At 70.1% G+C, this 20,937-nt stretch carries 31 protein-coding genes; 1 reads left to right on the forward strand and 30 read right to left on the reverse strand.

Translation table 11 applies throughout. The annotated features are described in order from the left end of the window. Positions 1-29: 29 nt before the first annotated feature. From ACVJO7_RS05960 to rpsL, 30 genes are all read right to left on the reverse strand, one after another. Entirely contained in the window at positions 30-362 is a 333-nt protein-coding gene (locus ACVJO7_RS05960; protein ID WP_344028893.1) for an NAD(P) transhydrogenase subunit alpha part 2, read from the reverse strand. Continuing rightward, positions 362-1,480, reverse strand: a complete 1,119-nt coding sequence (locus ACVJO7_RS05965; RefSeq protein ID WP_344028890.1) for a Re/Si-specific NAD(P)(+) transhydrogenase subunit alpha — start codon at positions 1,478-1,480, stop codon at positions 362-364. Before ACVJO7_RS05965 ends, ACVJO7_RS05960 begins: the two co-directional genes overlap by 1 nt. A gap of 121 nt (positions 1,481-1,601) precedes the next feature. Next, entirely contained in the window at positions 1,602-2,447 is an 846-nt protein-coding gene (gene map, locus ACVJO7_RS05970; protein WP_491672059.1) for a type I methionyl aminopeptidase, read from the reverse strand. Between the two features lie 48 nt (positions 2,448-2,495). Next, complete coding sequence (locus ACVJO7_RS05975; RefSeq protein ID WP_491672060.1) at positions 2,496-3,050, reverse strand: adenylate kinase; 555 nt, start codon at positions 3,048-3,050, stop codon at positions 2,496-2,498. A gap of 128 nt (positions 3,051-3,178) precedes the next feature. After that, complete coding sequence (gene secY, locus ACVJO7_RS05980) at positions 3,179-4,489, reverse strand: preprotein translocase subunit SecY (RefSeq protein ID WP_491672061.1); 1,311 nt, start codon at positions 4,487-4,489, stop codon at positions 3,179-3,181. Positions 4,490-4,784: 295 nt separating this feature from the next. Then, on the reverse strand, positions 4,785-5,225 hold the full coding sequence (gene rplO, locus ACVJO7_RS05985; protein ID WP_358485069.1) for a 50S ribosomal protein L15: 441 nt from the start codon (positions 5,223-5,225) through the stop codon (positions 4,785-4,787). Positions 5,226-5,254: 29 nt separating this feature from the next. Beyond that, positions 5,255-5,440 carry a 50S ribosomal protein L30 gene (gene rpmD / locus ACVJO7_RS05990; RefSeq protein ID WP_344028880.1) on the reverse strand — a complete coding sequence of 62 codons (186 nt, stop codon included), beginning with the start codon at positions 5,438-5,440 and terminating at the stop codon, positions 5,255-5,257. Positions 5,441-5,445: 5 nt separating this feature from the next. After that, positions 5,446-6,078 (reverse strand): 30S ribosomal protein S5, encoded by a 633-nt coding sequence (gene rpsE / locus ACVJO7_RS05995; protein ID WP_085912602.1) that lies wholly within the window; start codon positions 6,076-6,078, stop codon positions 5,446-5,448. A gap of 34 nt (positions 6,079-6,112) precedes the next feature. Next, positions 6,113-6,481 (reverse strand): 50S ribosomal protein L18, encoded by a 369-nt coding sequence (rplR, locus tag ACVJO7_RS06000; RefSeq protein WP_425563691.1) that lies wholly within the window; start codon positions 6,479-6,481, stop codon positions 6,113-6,115. Positions 6,482-6,522: 41 nt separating this feature from the next. Then, positions 6,523-7,062, reverse strand: coding sequence for a 50S ribosomal protein L6 (gene rplF, locus ACVJO7_RS06005; protein WP_344028871.1), 540 nt, complete (start codon positions 7,060-7,062; stop codon positions 6,523-6,525). Between the two features lie 17 nt (positions 7,063-7,079). Next, positions 7,080-7,478 carry a 30S ribosomal protein S8 gene (rpsH, locus tag ACVJO7_RS06010; protein ID WP_491672062.1) on the reverse strand — a complete coding sequence of 133 codons (399 nt, stop codon included), beginning with the start codon at positions 7,476-7,478 and terminating at the stop codon, positions 7,080-7,082. Positions 7,479-7,602: 124 nt separating this feature from the next. Next, a complete protein-coding gene (locus tag ACVJO7_RS06015; protein ID WP_068797778.1) occupies positions 7,603-7,788 on the reverse strand; it encodes a type Z 30S ribosomal protein S14 in 186 nt (61 codons plus the stop codon). Between the two features lie 4 nt (positions 7,789-7,792). Beyond that, positions 7,793-8,356 carry a 50S ribosomal protein L5 gene (gene rplE / locus ACVJO7_RS06020; RefSeq protein WP_344028865.1) on the reverse strand — a complete coding sequence of 188 codons (564 nt, stop codon included), beginning with the start codon at positions 8,354-8,356 and terminating at the stop codon, positions 7,793-7,795. Position 8,357: 1 nt separating this feature from the next. Further along, positions 8,358-8,684 carry a 50S ribosomal protein L24 gene (gene rplX / locus ACVJO7_RS06025; RefSeq protein ID WP_344029796.1) on the reverse strand — a complete coding sequence of 109 codons (327 nt, stop codon included), beginning with the start codon at positions 8,682-8,684 and terminating at the stop codon, positions 8,358-8,360. Positions 8,685-8,699: 15 nt separating this feature from the next. Continuing rightward, positions 8,700-9,068 (reverse strand): 50S ribosomal protein L14, encoded by a 369-nt coding sequence (gene rplN / locus ACVJO7_RS06030; RefSeq protein WP_068797776.1) that lies wholly within the window; start codon positions 9,066-9,068, stop codon positions 8,700-8,702. Between the two features lie 8 nt (positions 9,069-9,076). Then, positions 9,077-9,361 carry a 30S ribosomal protein S17 gene (rpsQ, locus tag ACVJO7_RS06035; protein WP_491672063.1) on the reverse strand — a complete coding sequence of 95 codons (285 nt, stop codon included), beginning with the start codon at positions 9,359-9,361 and terminating at the stop codon, positions 9,077-9,079. Next, positions 9,358-9,603, reverse strand: coding sequence for a 50S ribosomal protein L29 (gene rpmC / locus ACVJO7_RS06040; RefSeq protein WP_020622931.1), 246 nt, complete (start codon positions 9,601-9,603; stop codon positions 9,358-9,360). Before rpmC ends, rpsQ begins: the two co-directional genes overlap by 4 nt. Then, positions 9,603-10,022, reverse strand: a complete 420-nt coding sequence (gene rplP, locus ACVJO7_RS06045; RefSeq protein WP_344028856.1) for a 50S ribosomal protein L16 — start codon at positions 10,020-10,022, stop codon at positions 9,603-9,605. The genes rpmC and rplP overlap by 1 nt, the downstream gene beginning before the upstream one ends. Before the next feature lie 2 nt (positions 10,023-10,024). Next, positions 10,025-10,861, reverse strand: a complete 837-nt coding sequence (gene rpsC, locus ACVJO7_RS06050) for a 30S ribosomal protein S3 (RefSeq protein WP_344028852.1) — start codon at positions 10,859-10,861, stop codon at positions 10,025-10,027. Then, positions 10,861-11,298, reverse strand: a complete 438-nt coding sequence (rplV, locus tag ACVJO7_RS06055; protein WP_344028849.1) for a 50S ribosomal protein L22 — start codon at positions 11,296-11,298, stop codon at positions 10,861-10,863. Before rplV ends, rpsC begins: the two co-directional genes overlap by 1 nt. Positions 11,299-11,336: 38 nt before the next feature. Then, complete coding sequence (gene rpsS / locus ACVJO7_RS06060) at positions 11,337-11,618, reverse strand: 30S ribosomal protein S19 (RefSeq protein ID WP_020622935.1); 282 nt, start codon at positions 11,616-11,618, stop codon at positions 11,337-11,339. Between the two features lie 14 nt (positions 11,619-11,632). Continuing rightward, positions 11,633-12,466 (reverse strand): 50S ribosomal protein L2, encoded by an 834-nt coding sequence (gene rplB / locus ACVJO7_RS06065; RefSeq protein WP_344028846.1) that lies wholly within the window; start codon positions 12,464-12,466, stop codon positions 11,633-11,635. A 16-nt stretch (positions 12,467-12,482) separates the two neighbouring features. Then, positions 12,483-12,782, reverse strand: coding sequence for a 50S ribosomal protein L23 (rplW, locus tag ACVJO7_RS06070; RefSeq protein ID WP_344028843.1), 300 nt, complete (start codon positions 12,780-12,782; stop codon positions 12,483-12,485). Further along, complete coding sequence (gene rplD / locus ACVJO7_RS06075) at positions 12,779-13,471, reverse strand: 50S ribosomal protein L4 (protein ID WP_344028840.1); 693 nt, start codon at positions 13,469-13,471, stop codon at positions 12,779-12,781. The genes rplW and rplD overlap by 4 nt, the downstream gene beginning before the upstream one ends. Further along, on the reverse strand, positions 13,468-14,139 hold the full coding sequence (gene rplC / locus ACVJO7_RS06080; protein WP_344028838.1) for a 50S ribosomal protein L3: 672 nt from the start codon (positions 14,137-14,139) through the stop codon (positions 13,468-13,470). The genes rplD and rplC overlap by 4 nt, the downstream gene beginning before the upstream one ends. Before the next feature lie 17 nt (positions 14,140-14,156). After that, on the reverse strand, positions 14,157-14,462 hold the full coding sequence (gene rpsJ / locus ACVJO7_RS06085) for a 30S ribosomal protein S10 (protein ID WP_003938093.1): 306 nt from the start codon (positions 14,460-14,462) through the stop codon (positions 14,157-14,159). 481 nt (positions 14,463-14,943) lie between these two features. Continuing rightward, on the reverse strand, positions 14,944-16,137 hold the full coding sequence (gene tuf / locus ACVJO7_RS06090) for an elongation factor Tu (protein WP_344028836.1): 1,194 nt from the start codon (positions 16,135-16,137) through the stop codon (positions 14,944-14,946). Between the two features lie 179 nt (positions 16,138-16,316). Next, the gene (fusA, locus tag ACVJO7_RS06095; RefSeq protein WP_344028833.1) at positions 16,317-18,419 is read right to left on the reverse strand and encodes an elongation factor G; all 2,103 of its coding nucleotides are present in this window, start codon (positions 18,417-18,419) and stop codon (positions 16,317-16,319) included. Between the two features lie 47 nt (positions 18,420-18,466). Next, complete coding sequence (rpsG, locus tag ACVJO7_RS06100; RefSeq protein WP_344028829.1) at positions 18,467-18,937, reverse strand: 30S ribosomal protein S7; 471 nt, start codon at positions 18,935-18,937, stop codon at positions 18,467-18,469. Next, positions 18,937-19,311, reverse strand: coding sequence for a 30S ribosomal protein S12 (gene rpsL, locus ACVJO7_RS06105; RefSeq protein ID WP_020622943.1), 375 nt, complete (start codon positions 19,309-19,311; stop codon positions 18,937-18,939). Before rpsL ends, rpsG begins: the two co-directional genes overlap by 1 nt. 622 nt (positions 19,312-19,933) lie before the next feature. Here rpsL and ACVJO7_RS06110 point away from each other — a divergent pair. Continuing rightward, positions 19,934-20,830 (forward strand): alpha/beta hydrolase, encoded by an 897-nt coding sequence (locus tag ACVJO7_RS06110; protein WP_344028826.1) that lies wholly within the window; start codon positions 19,934-19,936, stop codon positions 20,828-20,830. The last annotated feature ends 107 nt before the right edge of the window (positions 20,831-20,937 follow it).

Below are 20,937 nucleotides of genomic sequence, written 5' to 3' on the forward strand. Positions count from 1 at the left end.
GGTGGCGGCGAGGATCTCCGTGTGGCCGCTCACGAGCCGCTCCCGTTCTTCTCGGCGCCGGTGCCGGCCCGGCCCGGCTGCTTGCCCTTGAACATGCCGAGCATCCGGTCGGTGACCAGGAAGCCGCCGACCACGTTGATCACGCCGAACACGATCGCGACGACCAGGATGATCGCGTCCACGACGCCGACCTCCTCACGCCCGAGCACCACGATCGCGCCGAGCAGCACGATGCCGTGGATGGCGTTGGTGCCCGACATCAGCGGGGTGTGCAGGGTGTTCGGGACCTTCGAGATCACCGCGAAGCCGACGAAGCCGGCCAGCACCAGGATGGCGATGTTCGCCAGCAGTCCGGAGTCCATCAGGACACCTCCTCCTCACGGGTGACGCAGGACTTCGCCAGTACCTCGTCGGAGAAGTCCGGGGACAGCTCACCGTCGGTGACCAGCAGCTCCAGCAGCGCGGTGACGTTGCGGGCGTACAGCTCGGACGCGTGCTCGGGCATCGCGGCCGGGAGGTTCAGCGGGGACACGATCGTCACGTCGTGCCGGACGACGGTCTCCCCCGGCTCGGTCAGCTCGCAGTTGCCGCCCGCCTCGCCCGCCAGGTCGACGATCACGCTGCCCGGCCGCATGCCCTCCACCGCGGCGGCGCTGACCAGTCGCGGCGCGGTCCGGCCCGGCACCAGCGCGGTAGTGATCACCACGTCGAAGCCGGTGATCGCGTCCTCCAGGGCCTGCTGCTGCTTGGCCCGCTCCTCGTCGGTGAGCTCGCGGGCGTAGCCGCCCTCACCGGCCGCGTCGATGCCCAGGTCGAGCCACTGCGCGCCCAGCGAGCGCACCTGGTCGGCGACCTCCGGCCGGACGTCGTAGCCGGTGGTCCGGGCCCCGAGCCGCTTCGCGGTGGCCAGCGCCTGCAGTCCGGCGACGCCGACCCCGAGCACCAGCGCGGTGGCCGGCTTCACGGTGCCCGCCGCCGTCGTCAGCATCGGGAAGAAGCGGGTGGAGTGCTCGGCCGCGGCCAGCACCGCCTTGTAGCCCGCCACGTTCGCCTGCGACGACAGCGCGTCCATGCCCTGCGCCCGGGAGATCCGCGGGATCGACTCCATCGCGAACGCGGTGACTCCGGCGTCGCGCAGCTGCTGCACGGTCTCCGGGTGGGTGAGCGGCGACAGGAACCCGACCAGGACCTGGTCCCGGCGGAGCTTCCCGATCTGCTCGGTGGTCGGCGGGTTCACCACCGCGACCACGTCGCACGCCCAGGGATCGCCGATCGAGGCGCCCGCCTGCGTGAACTCCTCGTCCGGGATCAGCGCACCCGCGCCGGCCCCGGCCTCGACCACGACGGTCGCACCACGCCCGCCGAGCTTTCCGATCACCTTCGGTACCAGCGCCACCCGGCGCTCGCCCGCCCGGATCTCCGTCGGCACACCGACCGTGACCGTCTTCTGCGGGTCGTCCCGCCCGGCCTCTTCGCCCATGCCGGGAACCTAGTCCACCCGCAACGGTCCGTGGTCCCGCGACGTGACGCGGACTACCCGCCCGGTGAGTGCTTGATCGATCGCCTGGATCGATCCGGACGGCGTCGATCCGGCGGTGGGCTCAGGCTCGGGGCCGGTCCGGCGCGCCGGCCGGCGCGGTCAGCAGCCAGGGCCCGTCCTCGGTGACGGCGACGGTGTGCTCCCAGTGCACGGCGCGGCCGCCGGCGGCCGTGACGACCGTCCAGCCGTCCGGCAGCTCCAGGGTCTCCGGGTCGCCCGCGACGAGCATCGGCTCGACCGCGAGTGCCATCCCGGGCCGCAGCCGCGGGCCGCGGCCCGGCTCGCCGTGGTTGGGCAGGAACGGGTCCATGTGCATGGAGGTGCCGATGCCGTGCCCGCCGTACTCGGCCACGATCCCGTAGTCGGCGCCGTCCGCCTCGGCCGCCGCCCGGCAGGCCTCCTGCACGGCGTAGGAGATGTCGGTGAGCCGGGCGCCGGGCTGCACCGCGAGGATGCCGGCGTCCAGCGCCGACCGGCAGGCGGCGGACAGTGCGAGATCGGCGGGCGCCACGTCGCCGACCGCGATCGTGACCGCCGAGTCGCCGTGCCAGCCGTCCAGGATCGCGCCGCAGTCCACCGACAGCAGGTCACCCTCGGCCAGTACCTGCGACGACGACGGGATGCCGTGCACGATCTGCTCGTTCACCGACGCGCAGATGCTCGCCGGGAAGCCGTGGTAGCCGAGGAACGACGGGACGGCTCCGCCGTCCCGGATGGTCTGCTCGGCCAGCGCGTCCAGCTCGGCCGTGCTCACGCCCGGCTTCGCCTGCTCGGTGACCGCGGCCAGGGTGGCCGCGACCAGCGCGCCCGCCTCCCGCATCGCCTCCAGCTGGCGCAGGGTCTTGAGCTCGATGTCCCGGCCCCGGTAGCGGGCGATGGCGCCGCGGAGGCCGCCCCGTCCGTTCATGCGTTCCCTCGGTTCCTCGCGGTGCCGGCCGACGCCGGCGGCCGGGTGTCAGGCGCCGTACTTCTTCAGCGCCGCGAGCACCCGGTCGGTGATCTCGTCGACCTCGCCGACCGCGTCGATGGTGACCAGCTGGTCACGGTAGTGGTCCAGCAGCGGCGCGGTCTCCTCGCGGTACACGCGCTGCCGGTTGCGGATGGTGTCCTCGTTGTCGTCGCTGCGGCCGCGACCGAGCAGCCGCTGCACGACGACCTCGTCCTCGACGTCGAACTGCACGACCGCGTCGAGCCGGAGGCCCTTCTCGTCCAAGATCTCGCCGAGCGACGCCGCCTGGGCGGTGTTGCGCGGGAACCCGTCGAGGATGAAGCCCTTCGCGGTGTCGGCGTCGCCGAGGCGGTCGCGGACCATGCCCACGGTCACCTCGTCGGGGACCAGGTCCCCCGCGTCCATGTACCGCTTCGCCTCGCGACCGAGCTCGGTCTCGTCGCGGAGGTTGGCGCGGAACAGGTCGCCCGTCGAGATGTGCGGGACGTCCAGCCGCTTCGCCATCTGCTCAGCCTGCGTTCCCTTGCCCGCGCCGGGCGGTCCCACCAGAACGAGTCGCACGCGAACCCGACCTCCTGAAGTCTCATCTGCTCGGCACCGGCATCGCCGCCGGCGCCACGGTGCCACGGCACCCGATCCGAGGCCGGGGCCCCGACCGGGGTTCCCGCACGGCCACGCTGCGGGCGAGCCTAACGCAGGAAACCCTCGTAGTTCCGCTGCATGAGCTGGCTCTCGATCTGCTTCAGGGTGTCGAGGCCCACTGTCACCATGATCAGAACCGCCGTCCCGCCGAACGGGAAGTTCTGGTTCTGCCCGGTGCCGGTGATGCCGAGGAAGAAGTTCGGGAGCACCGCGATGATGCCGAGGTAGAGCGATCCCGGCAGGGTGATGCGACTGAGCACGAAGTTCAGGTACTCGGCGGTCGGGCGGCCCGGCCGGATGCCCGGGATGAAGCCGCCGTACTTCTTCATGTCCTCGGCGCGGTCGTCCGGGTTGAACGTGATCCCGACGTAGAAGTACGTAAAGAAGATGATCAGCGCCATGTACATGGCGATGTGCACAGGACTGGACTGATCGACCAGATAGGTCTGCACGAACTGCTGGAACCAGCCGCCCTCGTTCCCGGCGAGCCGGGCCACCAGGTCGGGCAGGTACAGCAGCGAGCTGCCGAAGATCACCGGCACGACGCCGGCCTGGTTGACCTTCAGCGGGAGGTAGGTCGAGGTGCCGCCGTACATCCGGCGCCCGACCATCCGCTTGGCGTACTGGACCGGGATCCGGCGCTGGCCGTTCTCGACGAACACGACGCTCGCGATGATGGCGAGGCCGAACACGCAGACACCGGCGAAGACCAGGCCGCCGGAGTTCTCCAGGATGAGCCGGCCCTCGGCCGGGATCCGGTGCGCGATCGAGGCGAAGATGAGCAGCGACATGCCGTTGCCGACGCCGCGCTCGGTGACCTGCTCGCCCAGCCACATCACCAGCGTGGTGCCGGCGACCATCGTGGTCACGATGACGACCAGGGTGAAGACCGACGAGTCCGGGATGATCGGCAGCGCGCAGCCCTGGAACAGCTGCCCGCGCTCGGCGAGCGCCACGAACCCGGTCGCCTGCAGGATCGCGATGCCGATCGTCAGGTACCGGGTGTACTGCGTCAGCTTCGCCTGGCCGGACTGGCCTTCCTTCTTCAGCTGCTCGAACCGCGGGATGACGACCTGCAGCAGCTGCACGATGATGCTCGCGGTGATGTAGGGCATGATGCCCAGCGCGAAGATCGACAGCTGGAGCAGTGCCCCGCCGGAGAACAGGTTGATCAGCGAGTAGACGCTCGCATTGTCGCCGCCCTCGACCTGGCGGACGCATTCCTGGATGTTCGGGTAGGACACCCCCGGCGAGGGGATGTTCGCCCCGAGCCGGTACACCGCCACGATCGCCAGCGTGAAGAGGATCTTCTTGCGGAGATCCGGCGTGGTCAGGGCCGACCGGACTGCGCTGAGCACTCGGTGATCCTCCTACGACGTCGGCGGCCCGACACCGCCTGCGCCGGCCCCGGACGGGGTCGGCCGGATGGGGGGCGCGTTCCGCGCCTCCCGGGCCGGGTGGGGACCGAACGGTCCCTCCCTGCGGGGGACCCGGCCGTGGCCGCGCCGCTCCCGCTGCACGTGGACCCGAGGCCCGATCGTGACTCTAACAGCGGCCCGGAAACGCCTCGGCGCCGCCCACGGGCCCCGACCCGGCGGAGCGGGTCACGGGCACATGGACGGCGCCGTGGCGGTGTTCTGTGCTCGGTCCGGGTCAGAGCTCGGTGACCGAGCCGCCCGCCGCCGAGATCTTCTCCCGGGCGGAGGCGGAGAACTTGTGTGCCTTCACGGTGAGGGCGACGCCCGAGAGCTCACCCTCGCCGAGCACCTTCACCAGCTGGTTGCGGCGCACCGCACCGGCCTCGACCAGCTCGGCCGGGCCGATCTCGCCGCCCTGCGGGAACAGGGTGGCGAGGTCGCCGACGTTCACGACCTGGTACTCGACCTTGAACCGGTTCTTGAAGCCCTTGAGCTTGGGCAGCCGCATGTGCAGCGGCATCTGCCCGCCCTCGAAGCGCGGCGACACCGTCTTGCGGGCCTTGGTGCCCTTGGTGCCGCGGCCCGCGGTCTTGCCCTTCGAGCCCTCGCCGCGACCCACCCGGGTCCTGGCGGTCTTCGAGCCCGGGGCCGGACGCAGGTCGTGCAGCTTGATCACGCCGCTGCCGGAGTTCTCGTCCGCAGTGCTCACTGCGCCACCTCCTCCACGGTCACGAGGTGGCGCACCGTGTGGACGTACCCGCGGTTCTGCGGGGTGTCCGGGCGCTCCACCGTCTGCCGGATCTTGCGCAGGCCCAGCGAACGCAGCGTGTCGCGCTGGTTCTGCTTCGCCCCGATCCGGCTCTTCACCTGGGTGATCCTCAACGTGGCCATGTCGCTCACACCCTCGCCGCGTCGGCCTCGGCGCGCTGACGCATCATGCTGGCCGGGGCGACGTCCTCGAGCGGCAGGCCGCGGCGGGCCGCGACCTCCTCCGGACGCTGCACCGCCTTCAGCGCGGCCACCGTGGCGTGCACGATGTTGATCGCGTTGTCGGAGCCGAGGGACTTGGACAGGATGTCCGAGATCCCCGCGCACTCCAGCACCGCGCGGACCGGGCCGCCGGCGATGACACCGGTACCCGGCGAGGCCGGGCGCAGCATGACGACGCCCGCGGCGGCCTCACCCTGCACGCGGTGCACGATCGTGCCGCCGATGCGCGGGACGCGGAAGAAGTTCTTCTTCGCCTCCTCCACGCCCTTGGCGATCGCGGCCGGCACCTCCTTGGCCTTGCCGTAGCCGACGCCCACCAGGCCGTCACCGTCGCCGACGATCATCAGCGCGGTGAAGCTGAACCGGCGGCCGCCCTTGACGACCTTGGCCACGCGGTTGATCGTGACCAGCCGCTCGATGTACGGGGTCTTGTCCTGGGCCGCCCCGCCACGGCCACCGTCGCGGCGGTCCCGGCTGTTGCGGTTGTCATTGCTACCGCCGCCGGGCCCTCCGCCGTCACGCCGCGTACGTCCCGGCATCAGACGATCCCTTCAGTGTTCTCGGTCTGGTTCATCAGAACTCCAGGCCCCCCTCGCGGGCGGCGTCGGCCAGGGCGGCGATCCGCCCGTGGTAGCGCAGCCCGCCGCGGTCGAACACGACCGCGGAGATGCCGGCCTCCTTGGCGCGGGCGGCGATGAGCTCGCCGACCTTGGCCGCCTTGGCCTTCTTGTCGCCGTCCACGCCGCGCACCTCGGTGTCCAGCGTCGACGCGTGCGCCAGGGTGTGCCCGGCCAGGTCGTCGATCAGCTGCACGGTGATGTGCCGCGACGAGCGGTTGACCGCCAGGCGCGGGCGCACCGGCGTCCCGGAGATCTTCTTGCGGAGCCGGGCGTGCCGGCGGAGGCGCGAGTCGCGGCGCGCACGCGCCACCTGCGACGCCATCCGCCGCCGGGCGGCACCCGACACGGTGTCGTTCTCGGCCATCACTTACCCGTCTTCCCGACCTTGCGGCGGACCTGCTCGCCGGCGTACCGCACGCCCTTGCCCTTGTACGGGTCCGGGCGGCGCAGCTTCCGGATGTTCGCGGCGATCTCGCCGACCAGCTGCTTGTCGATACCGGAGACCGAGAACCGGGTCGGGGACTCGACCGCGAAGGTGATCCCCTCCGGCGGCTCGATCACGACCGGGTGCGAGTAGCCCAGGGCGAACTCCAGGTTCGAGCCCTTGAGCTGGACCCGGTAACCGACGCCGTGGATCTCCAGCTTCTTCTCGTACCCGGCGCTGACGCCGACCACGATGTTGTTGACGAGGGAGCGGGACAGGCCGTGGAAGGCCCGGACCTCGCGCTCCTCGTTCGGGCGCTTCACCAGCACCGCACCGTCGTCGTCGCGCTCGACCGAGATCGGCTCGACGACGGTGTGCGACAGGGTGCCCTTGGGGCCCTTCGCGGTGACCGTGCGGCCGTCGATGGTGATCTCCACGCCGGACGGGACGGTGACGGGCAGCTTTCCGATGCGAGACATCGTTCGTTACCCCTCTCTCACCAGACGTAGGCGAGGACTTCCCCGCCCACGCCGCTCCGGTAGGCCTGCTGGTCGGTCATCAGACCCCGCGAGGTCGAGATGATCGCCACGCCGAGGCCCCCGAGGACCCGCGGCAGGTTCGTCGACTTCGCGTAGACCCGCAGACCGGGCTTGGAGACGCGGCGCAGGCCGGCGATGCTCCGCTCCCGGTTGCGGCCGTACTTCAGCTCGACGACCAGGGCCTTGCCGACCTCGGCGTCCTCGGTGTGGTGGGCGGCGATGTAGCCCTCCTTCTGCAGGATCTCCGCGATGGAGACCTTCAGCTTGGAGTGCGGCATCACCACGCGGTCGTGGTAGGCCGAGTTCGCGTTCCGCAGACGGGTGAGCATGTCTGCGATCGGATCGGTCATCGTCATGGTGTCTGTCTCTTTCCCACCGTGGTTCCGCGTACCGGCGCGGCGCCCCTGCTCGGGGCGCCGTGCCGGTGCGGGCCTTCGGCGATCGGGTCGACCCGGGCCCCGCGGCGCGGGACCTCTCGGATCACCAGCTGGACTTGCTCACACCCGGCAGCTCGCCGGCGTGTGCCATGTCGCGCAGGCACACGCGGCAGAGGCCGAACTTGCGGAAGACCGCACGCGGCCGGCCGCACTTCTGGCAGCGGGTGTAACCGCGAACCGCGAACTTGGGCGTCGCGTTCGCCTTGTTGATGAGCGCCTTCTTCGCCATTCGCTCAGTTCTCCTTGAACGGGAAGCCCAGGTGACGCAGCAGCGCCCGGCCCTCGGCGTTCGTGGTCGCGGTGGTCACCACGGTGATGTCCATGCCCCGCGGGCGGTCGATGGTGTCCGGGTCGATCTCGTGGAACATCGACTGCTCGGTGAGGCCGAACGTGTAGTTGCCGCGCCCGTCGAACTGGTCGCCGGACAGACCCCGGAAGTCCCGGATACGCGGCAGCGCGATCGTCAGCAGCCGGTCCAGGAACTCCCACATGCGGTCGTTCCGGAGGGTCACCTTGGCGCCGATCGGCATGCCCTCGCGCAGCTTGAACTGCGCGATCGACTTGGTCGCGCGGCGCAGCTGCGGCTTCTGGCCGGTGATGATGGCCAGGTCGCGCAGGGCACCGTCGATCAGCTTCGAGTCCCGGGCGGCGTCACCGACACCCATGTTCACCACGACCTTGGTCAGGCCGGGGATCTGCATGACGTTGGTGTAGCCGAAGTCCTCACGGAGCTTGTCGAGGATCTCGTCGCGGTAGCGCTGCTTGAGGCGCGGGAGGGTCTTCTCTGCGGTGGTCATCTCAGATCTCCTTCCCGTTGCGCTTGGAGATCCGGACCCGGCGGGACGTGCCGTCCTCGCCCTCGACGGTCGACCGGCCGACGCGGGTCGGCTTGCCGTCTGAGTCGACGACCATCACGTTCGAGACGTGGATGGCCGCCTCCTGGGTGACGATCCCGCCGCTCTCGGCTCCACGCTGGTTCTGGCTGATCCGGGTGTGCTTCTTGATCCGGTTCACGCCCTCGACCAGCACGCGCTGACGCTCCGGGTAGGCCGCGATGACCTTGCCCTTGGCGCCCTTGTCCTTACCGGCGATCACCAGCACGGTGTCGCCCTTCTTCACCTTCATCTTCGCCTTCATGAATCAGAGCACCTCCGGAGCGAGGGAGATGATCCTCATGAACTTGCGGTCGCGCAGCTCGCGCCCGACCGGGCCGAAGATTCGGGTCCCCCGAGGTCCGTTGTCCGGCTTGATCAGGACAGCGGCGTTCTCGTCGAAACGGATGTAGCTGCCGTCGGGACGGCGCTTCTCCTTCTTGGTGCGCACGATGACCGCCTTGACGACGTCACCGCGCTTCACGCCGGCGCCGGGGATGGCCTCCTTGACCGTGGCGACGATGACGTCGCCGATCCCGGCGTAGCGCCGCGCGGAGCCGCCCAGCACCCGGATGCACAGGATCTCCTTGGCACCGGTGTTGTCGGCGACGCGCAGCCGCGACTCCTGCTGGATCACTGTGACTCCTACTTGGCCTTCTCGAGGATCTCCACCAGCCGCCAGCGCTTGGTCGCCGACAGCGGGCGGGTCTCCATGAGGCGAACACGGTCGCCGACGCCGGCGGTGTTCCCCTCGTCGTGCGCCTTGACCTTGTTGGTCCGGCGGATGACCTTGCCGTACAGGGGGTGCTTCACGCGGTCCTCGAGGGAGACGACGATCGTCTTCTCCATCTTGTCGGACACGACCAGGCCCTCGCGGACCTTGCGCTCCCCGCGCTGGGTGTTCTGCTCGGTGCTGGCCTGCTCAGTCACGCCGCGCCCTCGCTCTCGGTCGGGGCGGCGGACAGGCCGAGCTCACGCTCACGCATCACCGTGTAGCAACGCGCGATGTCGTGGCGGACGGCCCGCAGCCGCCGGTTGTTGTCCAGCTGCCCGGTGGCCATCTGGAAGCGGAGGTTGAACAGCTCCTCCTTGGCCTCCCGGACGCGCACGACCAGCTCCTCGTCGGAGAGCTCGCGCAGCTCGGCAGCCTTGGTGTTGCCACTGCTCGCCATCAGATGTCACCACCCTCACGGGACACGATCCGGCACTTCATGGGCAGCTTGTGGATGGCCCGGCGGAGCGCCTCGTGAGCGGTCTCCTTGTTCGGGTAGGTCATCTCGAAGAGGACCCGGCCCGGCTTCACGTTCGTGACCCACTTCTCCGGCGAGCCCTTGCCGGAACCCATCCGGGTCTCGGCCGGCTTCTTCGTCATCGGGATGTCCGGGAAGACGTTGATCCAGATCTTCCCGCCACGACGGATGTGCCGGTTGATCGCGATACGCGCGGACTCGATCTGCCGGTTGGTCACGTAGGCCGGCTCCAGCGCCTGGATGCCCCAGTCGCCGAAGGTGACCGCCGTGCCGCCGCTGGCCATGCCCTTACGCTTCGGCCGGTGCTGCTTGCGGTGCTTGACCTTGCGTGGGATCAGCATCTCTAGCTCTCCCCACCGTTGCTCTGGTTGTCGGTGGACGCCGGGGCCTCGACGGTCGCGGTGGCCGCGCCGCCCTGGCCGCTCTGCGCGGCACGCCCGGCCTCGGTGCTGGTCGCGGTGGTGCCCGAGGCACCCGACCGGCGGCGGGCCGGACGCTCGCGGCGCGGGCCACGGCCCGGCGCCTCGGCGGCGGGCGCGCCCTCGCGGCGGCCACCGACGACGTCGCCCTTGTAGATCCAGACCTTCACGCCGATCCGGCCGAAGGAGGTCCGGGCCTCGAACAGGCCGTAGTCGATGTCCGCGCGCAGCGTGTGCAGCGGGACCCGGCCCTCGCGGTAGAACTCCGACCGCGACATCTCGGCACCGCCGAGGCGGCCCGAGCACTGGACCCGGATGCCCTTGACCTGCGGGCTGCGCATGGCCGACTGGATGGCCTTGCGCATGGCCCGCCGGAAGGCGACCCGGTTCGACAGCTGCTCGGCGACGCCCTGGGCGACGAGCTGCGCGTCCGACTCCGAGTTCTTGACCTCGAGGATGTTCAGCTGGACCTGCTTGCGGGTCAGCTTCTCGAGGTTGCCCCGGATCCGGTCGGCCTCGGCGCCACGCCGGCCGATCACGATGCCCGGACGGGCGGTGTGGATGTCCACCCGCACCCGGTCCCGGGTCCGCTCGATCTCGACCTTGGAGATGCCGGCCCGCTCCATGCCCTTGGAGAGCATGCGGCGGATCTCGACGTCCTCCTTGACGTACTCCGAGTACTGCTTGTCCGCGTACCAGCGGGACTTCCAGTCCGTGGTGATGCCCAGGCGGAAGCCGTGCGGGTTGATCTTCTGCCCCATCAGCGGGCCCTCCCCTTCGCACCACGACGGCCGGCCTGCTGGGTCCGCTTCGGGACCGACTCGACCTCGATGGTGATGTGGCTCGTCCGCTTGCGGATCCGGTAGGCGCGCCCCTGGGCGCGCGGCCGGATCCGCTTGAGCGTCGGGCCCTCGTCGACCATCGCCACGGCCACCACGAGGGTGTCCGGGTTCAGGTCCAGGTTGTTCTGGGCGTTGGCCGCGGCGCTCGCCACGACCTTCGCCACCGGCTCGGCCGCAGCCTGCGGCGAGAACCGCAGGATCGCGAGCGCCTCGTCGACCGGCAGGCCGCGGACCAGGTCCACGACACGACGGGTCTTCATCGGCGAACTGCGGACGAACCTTGCCACGGCGCGCGCACGAGTCGGCTCGAGCGCAGCGCCGGTGGTGTCGGCTGCTGTCTTCACAGCATCAGCCATCTTTCTCCACCTCTCCTAGTCGCTACTCGGGCCGGCTTCTAGCGCCGACGCGCCTTGCGGTCGTCCTTGATGTGTCCCCGGAAGGTCCGGGTCGGGGCGAACTCGCCCAGCTTGTGCCCGACCATCGAGTCGGACACGAACACCGGCACGTGCTTGCGGCCGTCGTGCACCGCGATGGTGTGACCGATCATGTCCGGGATGATCGTGGACCGACGGGACCACGTGCGGATGACGGTCTTCTTGCCGGACTCGTTGAGGGCGTCCACCTTCTTGAGCAGGTGGTCGTCCACGAAGGGGCCCTTCTTCAGGCTGCGCGGCATCTTTACCTCCCTGCTCAGCGCTTCTTGCCGGTACGGCGCCGGCGGACGATCAACTTGTCGGAGGGCTTGTTCTTGCGGGTGCGGCCCTCGGGGGTACCGGCCGGGTTGACCGGGTGGCGGCCACCGGAGGTCTTGCCCTCACCACCACCGTGCGGGTGGTCCACCGGGTTCATGGCGACACCACGGACGGTCGGGCGCTTGCCCTTCCACCGCATCCGGCCTGCCTTGCCCCAGTTGATGTTGGCGTGCTCCGAGTTGCCGACCGCGCCGATCGTCGCGCGGCAGCGGACGTCGACGTTGCGGATCTCGCCGGAGGGCATCCGCAGCTGCGCGTAGGGCCCGTCCTTGGCGACCAGCTGGACGCCGGCACCGGCCGAGCGCGCGATCTTGGCGCCGCCACCGGGGCGGAGCTCGATCGCGTGCACCACGGTGCCCGTCGGGATGTTGCGCAGCGGCAGGTTGTTGCCCACCTTGATGTCGGCCCGGGGGCCGTTCTCGATCGGGTCGCCCTGCTTCAGCCGGGCCGGCGCGATGATGTAGCGCTTCTCGCCGTCGGCGTAGTGCAGCAGTGCGATCCGCGAGGTGCGGTTCGGGTCGTACTCGATGTGCGCGACCTTCGCCGGGATCCCGTCCTTGTCGTTGCGACGGAAGTCGATCAGGCGGTAGGCACGCTTGTGGCCGCCACCCTGGTGCCGGGCGGTGACCCGCCCGTGCACGTTGCGGCCGCCACGGTTGTGCAGCGGGCGCAGCAGCGACTTCTCCGGGTGGTCCCGGGTGATCTCGGCGAAGTCCGAGACGCTCGAGCCACGGCGGCCCGACGTCGTCGGCTTGTACTTACGAATGGCCATCGGTCTGCTCGCTCCCTCAGCTCGCCGGGCCACCGAAGACGTCGATCGTCTTGCTCTCCGGGGAGAGCGTGACGACCGCGCGCTTGGTGTCCTTGCGCTTGCCGTAGCCGGTGCGGGAGCGCTTGCGCTTGCCCGGGCGGTTCAGCGTGTTCACGCTGGTCACCTTGACCCCGAACACCTTCTCCACGGCGATCTTGATCTGGGTCTTGTTCGCGTCCGGCGCGACGATGAAGGTGTACTGGCGCTCGTCGAGCAGCCCGTAGCTCTTCTCCGAGACGACCGGACGCAGCAACACGTCCCGCGGGTCCGTGATCACTTGTCGGCCTCCTCAGCGGTGCCGGCGGAACGCCGGCCGGCGGCCTTCGGCTTCGCGACCGGGCCCGCCAGGAACTCGTCCAGTGCCACCTGCGTGAACAGCACGACGTCGTTGATCAGCACGTCGTGGGTGTTCAGCTGGTCCGGCGCGATCAGGTGCACCTGCGGCAGGTTGCGCAGGCTCAGCAGGGTGGTCTCGGCGCCGCGCTCGACGACGGCCAGCACCCGGCTGGTCCCGGCCTCGGGCAGCACGGTCTCGAGGACCTTGCGGGCCGCCTTCGTCGAGGGCGTGCCCTCGGCCAGGAACTCGGTCACGACGTGCACGCGGCCGGCGCGGGCCCGGTCGGAGAGGGCGCCACGCAGGGCGGCGGCCTTCATCTTCTTCGGGGTCCGCTGCGAGTAGTCGCGCGGCGTCGGGCCGTGCACGATGCCACCGCCGGCGAACTGCGGCGCGCGGACCGAGCCCTGACGGGCGCGGCCGGTGCCCTTCTGCCGGTACGGCTTGCGGCCACCGCCGCGGACCTCGCCGCGGCCCTTGGTGTCGTGCGTGCCCTGGCGGGCCGCGTTCAGCTGCGCGGTCACCACCTGGTGCATCAGCGCGATGTTCGCCGTCGTGTCGAAGACGTGCTCCGGCAGCTCGACGCTGCCCTTCGCGGTGCCCTCGGGGGTCTTGATCTGCACGGTGCTCACTTGCCATCACCCTTCGCGGGGGTCTTCACCACGACGAGCCCACCGCGGGGACCGGGGACCGCGCCCTTGATGAGCAGCAGGCCGCGCTCGGCGTCCACCCGGTGAACCTTCAGGTTCTGCGTGGTCTGGCGGTTCGAGCCCATCCGGCCGGCCATCCGCACACCCTTGAACACGCGGCCCGGGGTGGCGCAGCCGCCGATGGAGCCCGGCGAACGGTGCTTGCGCTGGGTGCCGTGCGAGGCGCCCAGGCCGTGGAAGCCGTGACGCTTCATGACACCGGCGAAGCCCTTGCCCTTGGTCACGCCGACCACGTCGACCTCGGCCACCTCGGCGAACGCCTCGACGGTGACCTCCTGGCCCGGCGTGTAGTCGGCGGCGTCGGAGGTGCGCAGCTCCAGCAGGTGCCGGCGCGGCGTGACGCCCGCCTTGGCGAAGTGGCCGGTCTCCGGCTTGTTCACCTTGCGCGGGTCGATGGCGCCGTAGGCGAGCTGGACGGCGGTGTAGCCGTCGGTCTCCTCGGAGCGCACCTGGGTCACGACGTTCGGCTCGGCCTGAACCACGGTGACCGGCACGACGCGGTTGTTCTCGTCGAACACCTGGGTCATCCCGAGCTTGGTGCCCAGGATCCCGGTGACCTTCTTCGTCTGCTTGGTCGCAGTCGTCTTCATCGTCTTCGCCCCCACGCCTACTGGATGTTGACGTCGACGCTCGCCGGGAGGTCGATGCGCATGAGCGCGTCGACGGTCTTCGGCGTCGGGTCGAGGATGTCGATCAGCCGCTTGTGCGTGCGCATCTCGAAGTGCTCGCGCGAGTCCTTGTACTTGTGCGGCGAGCGGATGACGCAGTACACGTTCTTCTCGGTCGGCAACGGCACGGGGCCGACGACCCGGGCACCGGTACGCGTCACGGTCTCCACGATCTTGCGAGCAGACGCGTCGATTGCCTCGTGGTCATAGGCCTTGAGCCTGATGCGGATCTTCTGTCCCGCCATGGTCGTCGGTCGTCCTCTTCTTCCTGCCGCGGGGGTTGCGCGGTGTCGGCCCCGTTCGAGACAGCACGGCGCGAGCTCTCCACCGTCTGCGGCCGGCTACGGCCCGTGCTCTGTTCAGGTCTGTCGGCCCGGAGTGGTCCCGGTGCTCCGGGACCTCGCTCCTGCCGGGGCTCTCCGGTCCACGAGGTCGGGCGTGTCGCGCCCGGTTCCCATGGTCGTGCCCGGGTCACCGCGTCCCACCCCCTTGGGGCGGGCATGTCGCTCGGTTATCCCGGCCTCGCGGCCGGGGGGTCACAAGGAACATGGCGCGTGGGGCGCGACACCTGGACTACCGGAGGTCCGGGAACAGGGGCGGCGCTTCCGCGCGCCATGCTCATCGTGCAACCCGTCAAGGATGCCACACGCTCGTGCAGCGCCCTCGACCGGGGGTGGATCGGAGGGCGGCCGGCCGGATCGGGTCCGGCCGGCCGCCCCCGCCACCTCAGGAGTTGATCTTGGTGACCTGTCCGGCACCCACGGTCCGGCCACCCTCACGGATGGCGAACTGCAGGCCCTCCTCCATGGCGATCGGCTGGATCAGCTGAACGCTCATGGTGGTGTTGTCACCCGGCATGACCATCTCGGTGCCCTGCGGGAGGGTCACGACGCCGGTCACGTCGGTCGTCCGGAAGTAGAACTGCGGACGGTAGTTGTTGAAGAACGGAGTGTGACGGCCGCCCTCGTCCTTGCCCAGGATGTACACCTGGCCCTCGAACTCGGTGTGCGGGGTGATCGAACCCGGCTTCACGACGACCTGGCCGCGCTCCACGTCCTCACGCTTGATGCCGCGCAGGAGCAGACCGACGTTCTCGCCGGCCCGGCCCTCGTCGAGGATCTTGCGGAACATCTCGACACCGGTGACGGTGGTCGAGGTCTTGTTGGGCCGGATGCCGACGATGTCGACCGACTCGTTGACCTTGACGATGCCCCGCTCGATGCGGCCGGTGACGACCGTGCCGCGACCGGTGATCGTGAAGACGTCCTCGACCGGCATGAGGAACGGCTTCTCGATGTCCCGCTCCGGCTCCGGGATGGCCTCGTCGACCGCGTCCATCAGCTGGACGATGGCCTCGGCCCAGGTGTCGTCGCCCTCGAGCGCCTTCAGCGCCGAGACGCGGACGATCGGGAGGTCGTCGCCCGGGTAGTCCTGAGCCGACAGCAGCTCACGGACCTCCATCTCGACGAGCTCCATGATCTCCTCGTCGTCGACCATGTCGGCCTTGTTCAGCGCGACGACGATGTAGGGCACGCCGACCTGGCGGGCCAGGAGCACGTGCTCACGGGTCTGCGGCATCGGGCCGTCGGTCGCCGCGACCACCAGGATCGCGCCGTCCATCTGGGCGGCACCGGTGATCATGTTCTTGACGTAGTCGGCGTGACCGGGGCAGTCCACGTGGGCGTAGTGCCGCTTCTCGGTCTGGTACTCGACGTGCGCGATGGAGATCGTGATACCGCGCTGGCGCTCCTCGGGCGCCTTGTCGATCATGTCGAACGCCGAAGCCTCGTTGAGGTTCGGGAACTTGTCGTGCAGAACCTTGGTGATGGCCGCCGTCAGCGTGGTCTTGCCGTGGTCGATGTGACCGATGGTGCCGATGTTGACGTGCGGCTTGGTCCGCTCGAACTTCGCCTTCGCCACTGCTGGGTCCTCCTGGACTGTCTTGTTCTCCGCCGAGCTGACGGCAGGTCTGGTGGTGTGAGGTGCGGGCCGCGGACCTTACCGATCCGCGGACCGCACCCTCCGAGCAGGTCGGGCCGGAGCCCGCCCCGGGGGAACTCGTTACTGCGTTCCTCGCTCGCTGGCGCTCGCTGCGATGCTTACTCGCCCGTCGCCTTCGCGATGATCTCCTTGGCCACGTTCTGCGGCACCTCCGCGTAGGAGTCGAAGACCATCGTGTAGTTCGCCCGGCCCTGGGTCCGCGACCGCAGGTCGCCGACGTAGCCGAACATCTCGGACAGCGGCACGAGCGCCTTGACGACGCGGGCGCCTGCCCGCTCCTCCATGGCCTGGACCTGGCCGCGGCGGGAGTTGAGGTCGCCGATGACGTCGCCCATGTAGTCCTCGGGCGTCATGACCTCGACGGCCATCATCGGCTCGAGGATGGCGGGGCTCGCCTTGCGGGCCGCCTCCTTGAACGCCATCGAACCGGCGACCTTGAAGGCCATCTCCGAGGAGTCGACCTCGTGGTACTGCCCGTCCAGCAGCGTCAGCTTCACGCCGACCACCGGGTAGCCGGCCTGGATGCCGTACTGCATGGCGTCCTGGACACCCTGGTCGACCGACGGGATGTACTCCCGCGGGATGCGACCACCGGTGACCTTGTTCTCGAACTCGTACAGCGCACCGTCGCCGCCGGTGAGCGGCTCGAGGCTGATGATGACGCGGGCGAACTGGCCCGAGCCACCGGTCTGCTTCTTGTGCGTGTACTCGTACTTGGTGACCGGCTGCCGGATGGTCTCCCGGTAGGCGACCTGCGGCTTGCCGATGTTCGCCTCGACCTTGAAGTCGGACTTCATCCGGTTGACCAGCACCTCGAGGTGCAGCTCACCCATGCCGGCGATGATCGTCTGGCCGGTCTCGTCGTCCAGGGAGACCTGGAACGTCGGGTCCTCCTCGGCCAGCTTCTGGATCGCCAGGGAGAGCTTCTCCTGGTCCGCCTTCGACTTCGGCTCGACGGCCACCTGGATGACCGGGTCCGGGAAGGTCATCGACTCGAGGACGATCGGGTTCTGCGGGTCGCAGAGCGTGTCCCCGGTGGTCGTGTCCTTCAGGCCGATCACCGCGTAGATGTGGCCCGCGATGGCCTCGTCGACCGGGTTCTCCTTGTTGGAGTGCATCTGGAAGAGCTTCCCGATGCGCTCCTTGCGGTCCTTGGTCGAGTTGATGATCTGCGCGCCGGCGGCGACCCGGCCCGAGTACACCCGGACGTAGGTCAGCTTGCCGAAGAACGGGTGCGCGGCGATCTTGAACGCGAGCGCCGAGAACGGCTCGTCCTTCGACGGCTTGCGGCTCGCCGCGGTCTCGCCGTCGGTCAGGAAGCCCTCGACCGGCGGCACGTCGTACGGCGACGGCAGGTAGTCGATGACCGCGTCCAGCATCGGCTGGACGCCCTTGTTCTTGAACGCCGAGCCGCACAGGACCGGGTACGCGGCACGGTTGGTCACCAGTGCCCGGATACCGGTCTTGATCTGCTCGGTGGTCAGCTCCTCGCCGCCGAGGTAGAGCTCCATGAGCTCGTCGTCGGTCTCGGCGACCGCCTCGACCAGCATGGTGCGGTACTCCTCGGCCCGCTCCTGCAGGTCGGCCGGGATCTCCTCGACCGCGTAGTCCTCGCCCTTGGCCACCTCGCCGCGCCAGGTCAGCGCGCGCATCTGGACCAGGTCGACGACACCGATGAAGTCGTTCTCCGAGCCGATCGGGATCTGCAGCGGCAGCGGGGTCGCGTTCAGCCGGTCCTTGATGGTGCGGACGGTGAAGTAGAAGTCCGCGCCCAGCTTGTCCATCTTGTTGACGAAGCAGATCCGCGGGACGTCGTACTTGGTCGCCTGGCGCCAGACCTGCTCGGACTGGGGCTCGACGCCCTCCTTGCCGTCGAAGACCGCGACGGCGCCGTCGAGCACCCGCAGGGACCGCTCCACCTCGACGGTGAAGTCGACGTGCCCGGGGGTGTCGATGATGTTGATCTGGTGGTCTTTCCAGAAGCAGGTCGTCGCGGCGGACGTGATCGTGATGCCGCGCTTCTGCTCCTCCTCCATCCAGTCCATGGTGGCGGCGCCGTCGTGCACCTCACCGAGCTTGTAGTTGATCCCGGTGTAGTACAGGATCCGCTCGGTGGTGGTGGTCTTACCGGCGTCGATGTGGGCCATGATGCCGATGTTGCGGACCTTCGTGAGGTCCGTCAGCACATCCTGTGCTGCCACTGCTCAGCTCTCCCTCGATCGCGAGTTGGCGCCCGACGGTCGGCCGGTCACCAGCGGTAGTGGGCGAAGGCGCGGTTCGACTCCGCCATCTTGTGCATGTCCTCGCGCCGCTTGACGCTGGCGCCGAGGCCGTTGCTCGCATCGAGCAGCTCGTTCATCAGCCGCTCGATCATGGTCTTCTCGCGGCGCTGGGCCGAGTAGGTCACCAGCCAGCGCAGACCCAGGGTGGTCTGCCGGGAGGCGCGCACCTCCACCGGCACCTGGTAGGTGGCGCCACCGACGCGGCGGCTGCGCACCTCGAGGGCCGGCTTCACGTTGTCCAGCGCGCGCTTGAGCGTGACGACCGGGTCGGTGCCGGTCTTGTCGCGGGTGCCCTCCAGGGCGGCGTAGACGATCCGCTCGGCCAGCGAACGCTTGCCGTCCTTGAGCACCTTGTTCACCAGCTGGGTGACCAGCGGCGAGCCGTAGACCGGGTCCGAGACCAGCGGACGCTTCGGGGCGGGGCCCTTGCGGGGCATCAGCTCTTCTCCTTCTTCGCGCCGTAGCGGCTGCGGGACTGCTTGCGGTTCTTGACGCCCTGGGTGTCCAGCGATCCGCGGATCACCTTGTACCGCACACCCGGGAGGTCCTTCACTCGCCCGCCGCGCACCAGCACGATCGAGTGCTCCTGCAGGTTGTGGCCCTCACCGGGGATGTAGGCGGTGACCTCGATGCCGCTCGACAGGCGCACGCGGGCGACCTTGCGCAGCGCGGAGTTCGGCTTCTTCGGAGTGGTCGTGTAGACGCGCGTGCAGACGCCGCGGCGCTGGGGGCTCCCCTTCAGCGCGGCCGTCTTGGTCTTCGAGACCTTGTCCTCACGGCCCTTTCGGACCAGCTGCTGGATCGTGGGCATGAACCGTCTGCTTCTTCCCGTCGGTGGCTCGACTGTCTCGCTCGTCGCTGTTCTGTGTTCGCATCTGTGTTCGCACTGCCGGCCCTGCCGGTGCCCCGGGGGGCGGGCGCCGGAGCGGCTCCGGCGAGTCGCTGCTCGCGGGCCGCCCGTCGCTCCGATCCCCGAGGTCGGGCGTGTCGCCCCGGGCACGCTCGGAGCCGGAAGGGCCCCGCGGAGGCTGTCGGGACGTCCACCGTGCCCGTCACCGGGACGCAGTGCCGGCCCGGCCGGGACAACCGGCTCGGACCTGTACGCCACGGGGCACGCGGACTCGCCCGACCGGAGTCGAGCGCAAGACACGAGGATACTCGGCCCTCTTGAAGGCGGTCAAAGCGGGTCCCTCACGGACACCGCTCCGGGTCCTCCGGGGGCTTCGGAAGACCTCTGATCCACCGGAGATGAGCTCCGGAGGAGACCTGCTGACCCGGACCCTGCCGTACACGACGGTCCCTGGCAAGCGGACTCACCCGCTCGTCGCAGATCGTCGGCCGCTCGGCGCGTCCGGGCCGGAGATGGGCGATCGGTGTGCCGCACCGGATGCGGGCCGCCTCTCGGCCGCCCGCGACTCCGGTTACCGTCCGGTATGCATCTGCCGACGGCCGTCAACCGATTCGCCACGCGTGCGCTCGTCGCGCCGCTCCTGTCGCCGACCCTACCGGTAGCCGTCCGGCGTGCCGGACTCGACCTCGTCGGCGCCTCGCTCCCCCTCCCCCGCGGCACCCGCCGCGCGCACGGCGAGCTCGGTGGTGTCCGCACCGAGGTGATCGCGCCGGCCGGGCCGTTCGGCCCGCACCGGGTGATCTACCTGCACGGCGGCGGCTATCTGGTCGGCTCGCCCGCCTCGCACCGGCCGCTGGTGGCCGGCCTGGCCCGGGCCACCGGGACGCCGGTGCACGTGCCCGCGTACCGGCTGGCGCCCGAGCACCCGTTCCCGGCCGCCCTGGACGACGCGCTGGCCGCCTGGCACGCGCTGCGTGCCGCCGGACACCCTGCACAACGCATCGCGGTGGCCGGTGATTCCGCGGGGGGCGGGCTGGCCGTGTCGCTGCTGCTGCGGCTGCGCGCCGAGGGCGAGGAGCTGCCCGGCGCGGTCGGGCTCATCTCGCCGTGGCTGGACCTCACCCTGACCGCGGATGCGCTGTCCCGCAACGCGTCCAGCGACGCGATGCTGGACCCGTCGTGGCTGGCGTCGGCGGTCGCCGACTACACCGGCAGCCGCGCCGGGGCGCCCGAGCTCAGCCCGCTCGACGCCGATCTCGCCGGGCTCCCGCCGCTGCACGTGGTGGCCGGCGCCGAGGAGGTGCTCGTCGACGACGCGGACGCGCTGGTGGAGCGGGCCCGCGCCGCCGGCACGCCTGTGACGTACTCCCGGGTGGCCGGGATGTGGCACGCCTTCCCGGTCCTCGCCGGCCTCCTCGCCGAGGCCGACGACGCGCTCCGCACGCTCGGCCTCGCCCTGCGCGCCGACTGCACCCGCTGATCCGCCGCCCACCCGTCGCCGCGCCGCACGCCTGGTGCCGGGGTGCGCCGCGGGCGGGATGCACCGGGGCCCGGACGCACGAACGGGGCCGGACACCACCACGGGAG

It is taken from the genome of Pseudonocardia sp. DxW, from assembly GCF_058448985.1.

Excerpts from the sequence above, each read along its gene's own strand:
- ACVJO7_RS05960 (WP_344028893.1), bottom strand. The coding sequence starts at position 362 with ATGGACTCCGGACTGCTGGCGAACATCGCCATCCTGGTGCTGGCCGGC.
- ACVJO7_RS05965 (WP_344028890.1), bottom strand. The coding sequence starts at position 1,480 with ATGGGCGAAGAGGCCGGGCGGGACGACCCGCAGAAGACGGTCACGGTC.
- map (WP_491672059.1), bottom strand. The coding sequence starts at position 2,447 with ATGAACGGACGGGGCGGCCTCCGCGGCGCCATCGCCCGCTACCGGGGC.
- rpmD (WP_344028880.1), bottom strand. The coding sequence starts at position 5,440 with ATGGCCACGTTGAGGATCACCCAGGTGAAGAGCCGGATCGGGGCGAAG.
- rpsE (WP_085912602.1), bottom strand. The coding sequence starts at position 6,078 with ATGCCGGGACGTACGCGGCGTGACGGCGGAGGGCCCGGCGGCGGTAGC.
- rplR (WP_425563691.1), bottom strand. The coding sequence starts at position 6,481 with ATGGCGTCGCAGGTGGCGCGTGCGCGCCGCGACTCGCGCCTCCGCCGG.
- rplF (WP_344028871.1), bottom strand. The coding sequence starts at position 7,062 with ATGTCTCGCATCGGAAAGCTGCCCGTCACCGTCCCGTCCGGCGTGGAG.
- rpsH (WP_491672062.1), bottom strand. The coding sequence starts at position 7,478 with ATGACGATGACCGATCCGATCGCAGACATGCTCACCCGTCTGCGGAAC.
- ACVJO7_RS06015 (WP_068797778.1), bottom strand. The coding sequence starts at position 7,788 with ATGGCGAAGAAGGCGCTCATCAACAAGGCGAACGCGACGCCCAAGTTC.
- rplE (WP_344028865.1), bottom strand. The coding sequence starts at position 8,356 with ATGACCACCGCAGAGAAGACCCTCCCGCGCCTCAAGCAGCGCTACCGC.
- rplX (WP_344029796.1), bottom strand. The coding sequence starts at position 8,684 with ATGAAGGTGAAGAAGGGCGACACCGTGCTGGTGATCGCCGGTAAGGAC.
- rpmC (WP_020622931.1), bottom strand. The coding sequence starts at position 9,603 with ATGGCGAGCAGTGGCAACACCAAGGCTGCCGAGCTGCGCGAGCTCTCC.
- rplP (WP_344028856.1), bottom strand. The coding sequence starts at position 10,022 with ATGCTGATCCCACGCAAGGTCAAGCACCGCAAGCAGCACCGGCCGAAG.
- rpsC (WP_344028852.1), bottom strand. The coding sequence starts at position 10,861 with ATGGGGCAGAAGATCAACCCGCACGGCTTCCGCCTGGGCATCACCACG.
- rplV (WP_344028849.1), bottom strand. The coding sequence starts at position 11,298 with ATGGCTGATGCTGTGAAGACAGCAGCCGACACCACCGGCGCTGCGCTC.
- rpsS (WP_020622935.1), bottom strand. The coding sequence starts at position 11,618 with ATGCCGCGCAGCCTGAAGAAGGGCCCCTTCGTGGACGACCACCTGCTC.
- rplB (WP_344028846.1), bottom strand. The coding sequence starts at position 12,466 with ATGGCCATTCGTAAGTACAAGCCGACGACGTCGGGCCGCCGTGGCTCG.
- rplC (WP_344028838.1), bottom strand. The coding sequence starts at position 14,139 with ATGAAGACGACTGCGACCAAGCAGACGAAGAAGGTCACCGGGATCCTG.
- rpsJ (WP_003938093.1), bottom strand. The coding sequence starts at position 14,462 with ATGGCGGGACAGAAGATCCGCATCAGGCTCAAGGCCTATGACCACGAG.
- rpsG (WP_344028829.1), bottom strand. The coding sequence starts at position 18,937 with ATGCCCCGCAAGGGCCCCGCCCCGAAGCGTCCGCTGGTCTCGGACCCG.
- rpsL (WP_020622943.1), bottom strand. The coding sequence starts at position 19,311 with ATGCCCACGATCCAGCAGCTGGTCCGAAAGGGCCGTGAGGACAAGGTC.
- ACVJO7_RS06110 (WP_344028826.1), top strand. The coding sequence starts at position 19,934 with ATGCATCTGCCGACGGCCGTCAACCGATTCGCCACGCGTGCGCTCGTC.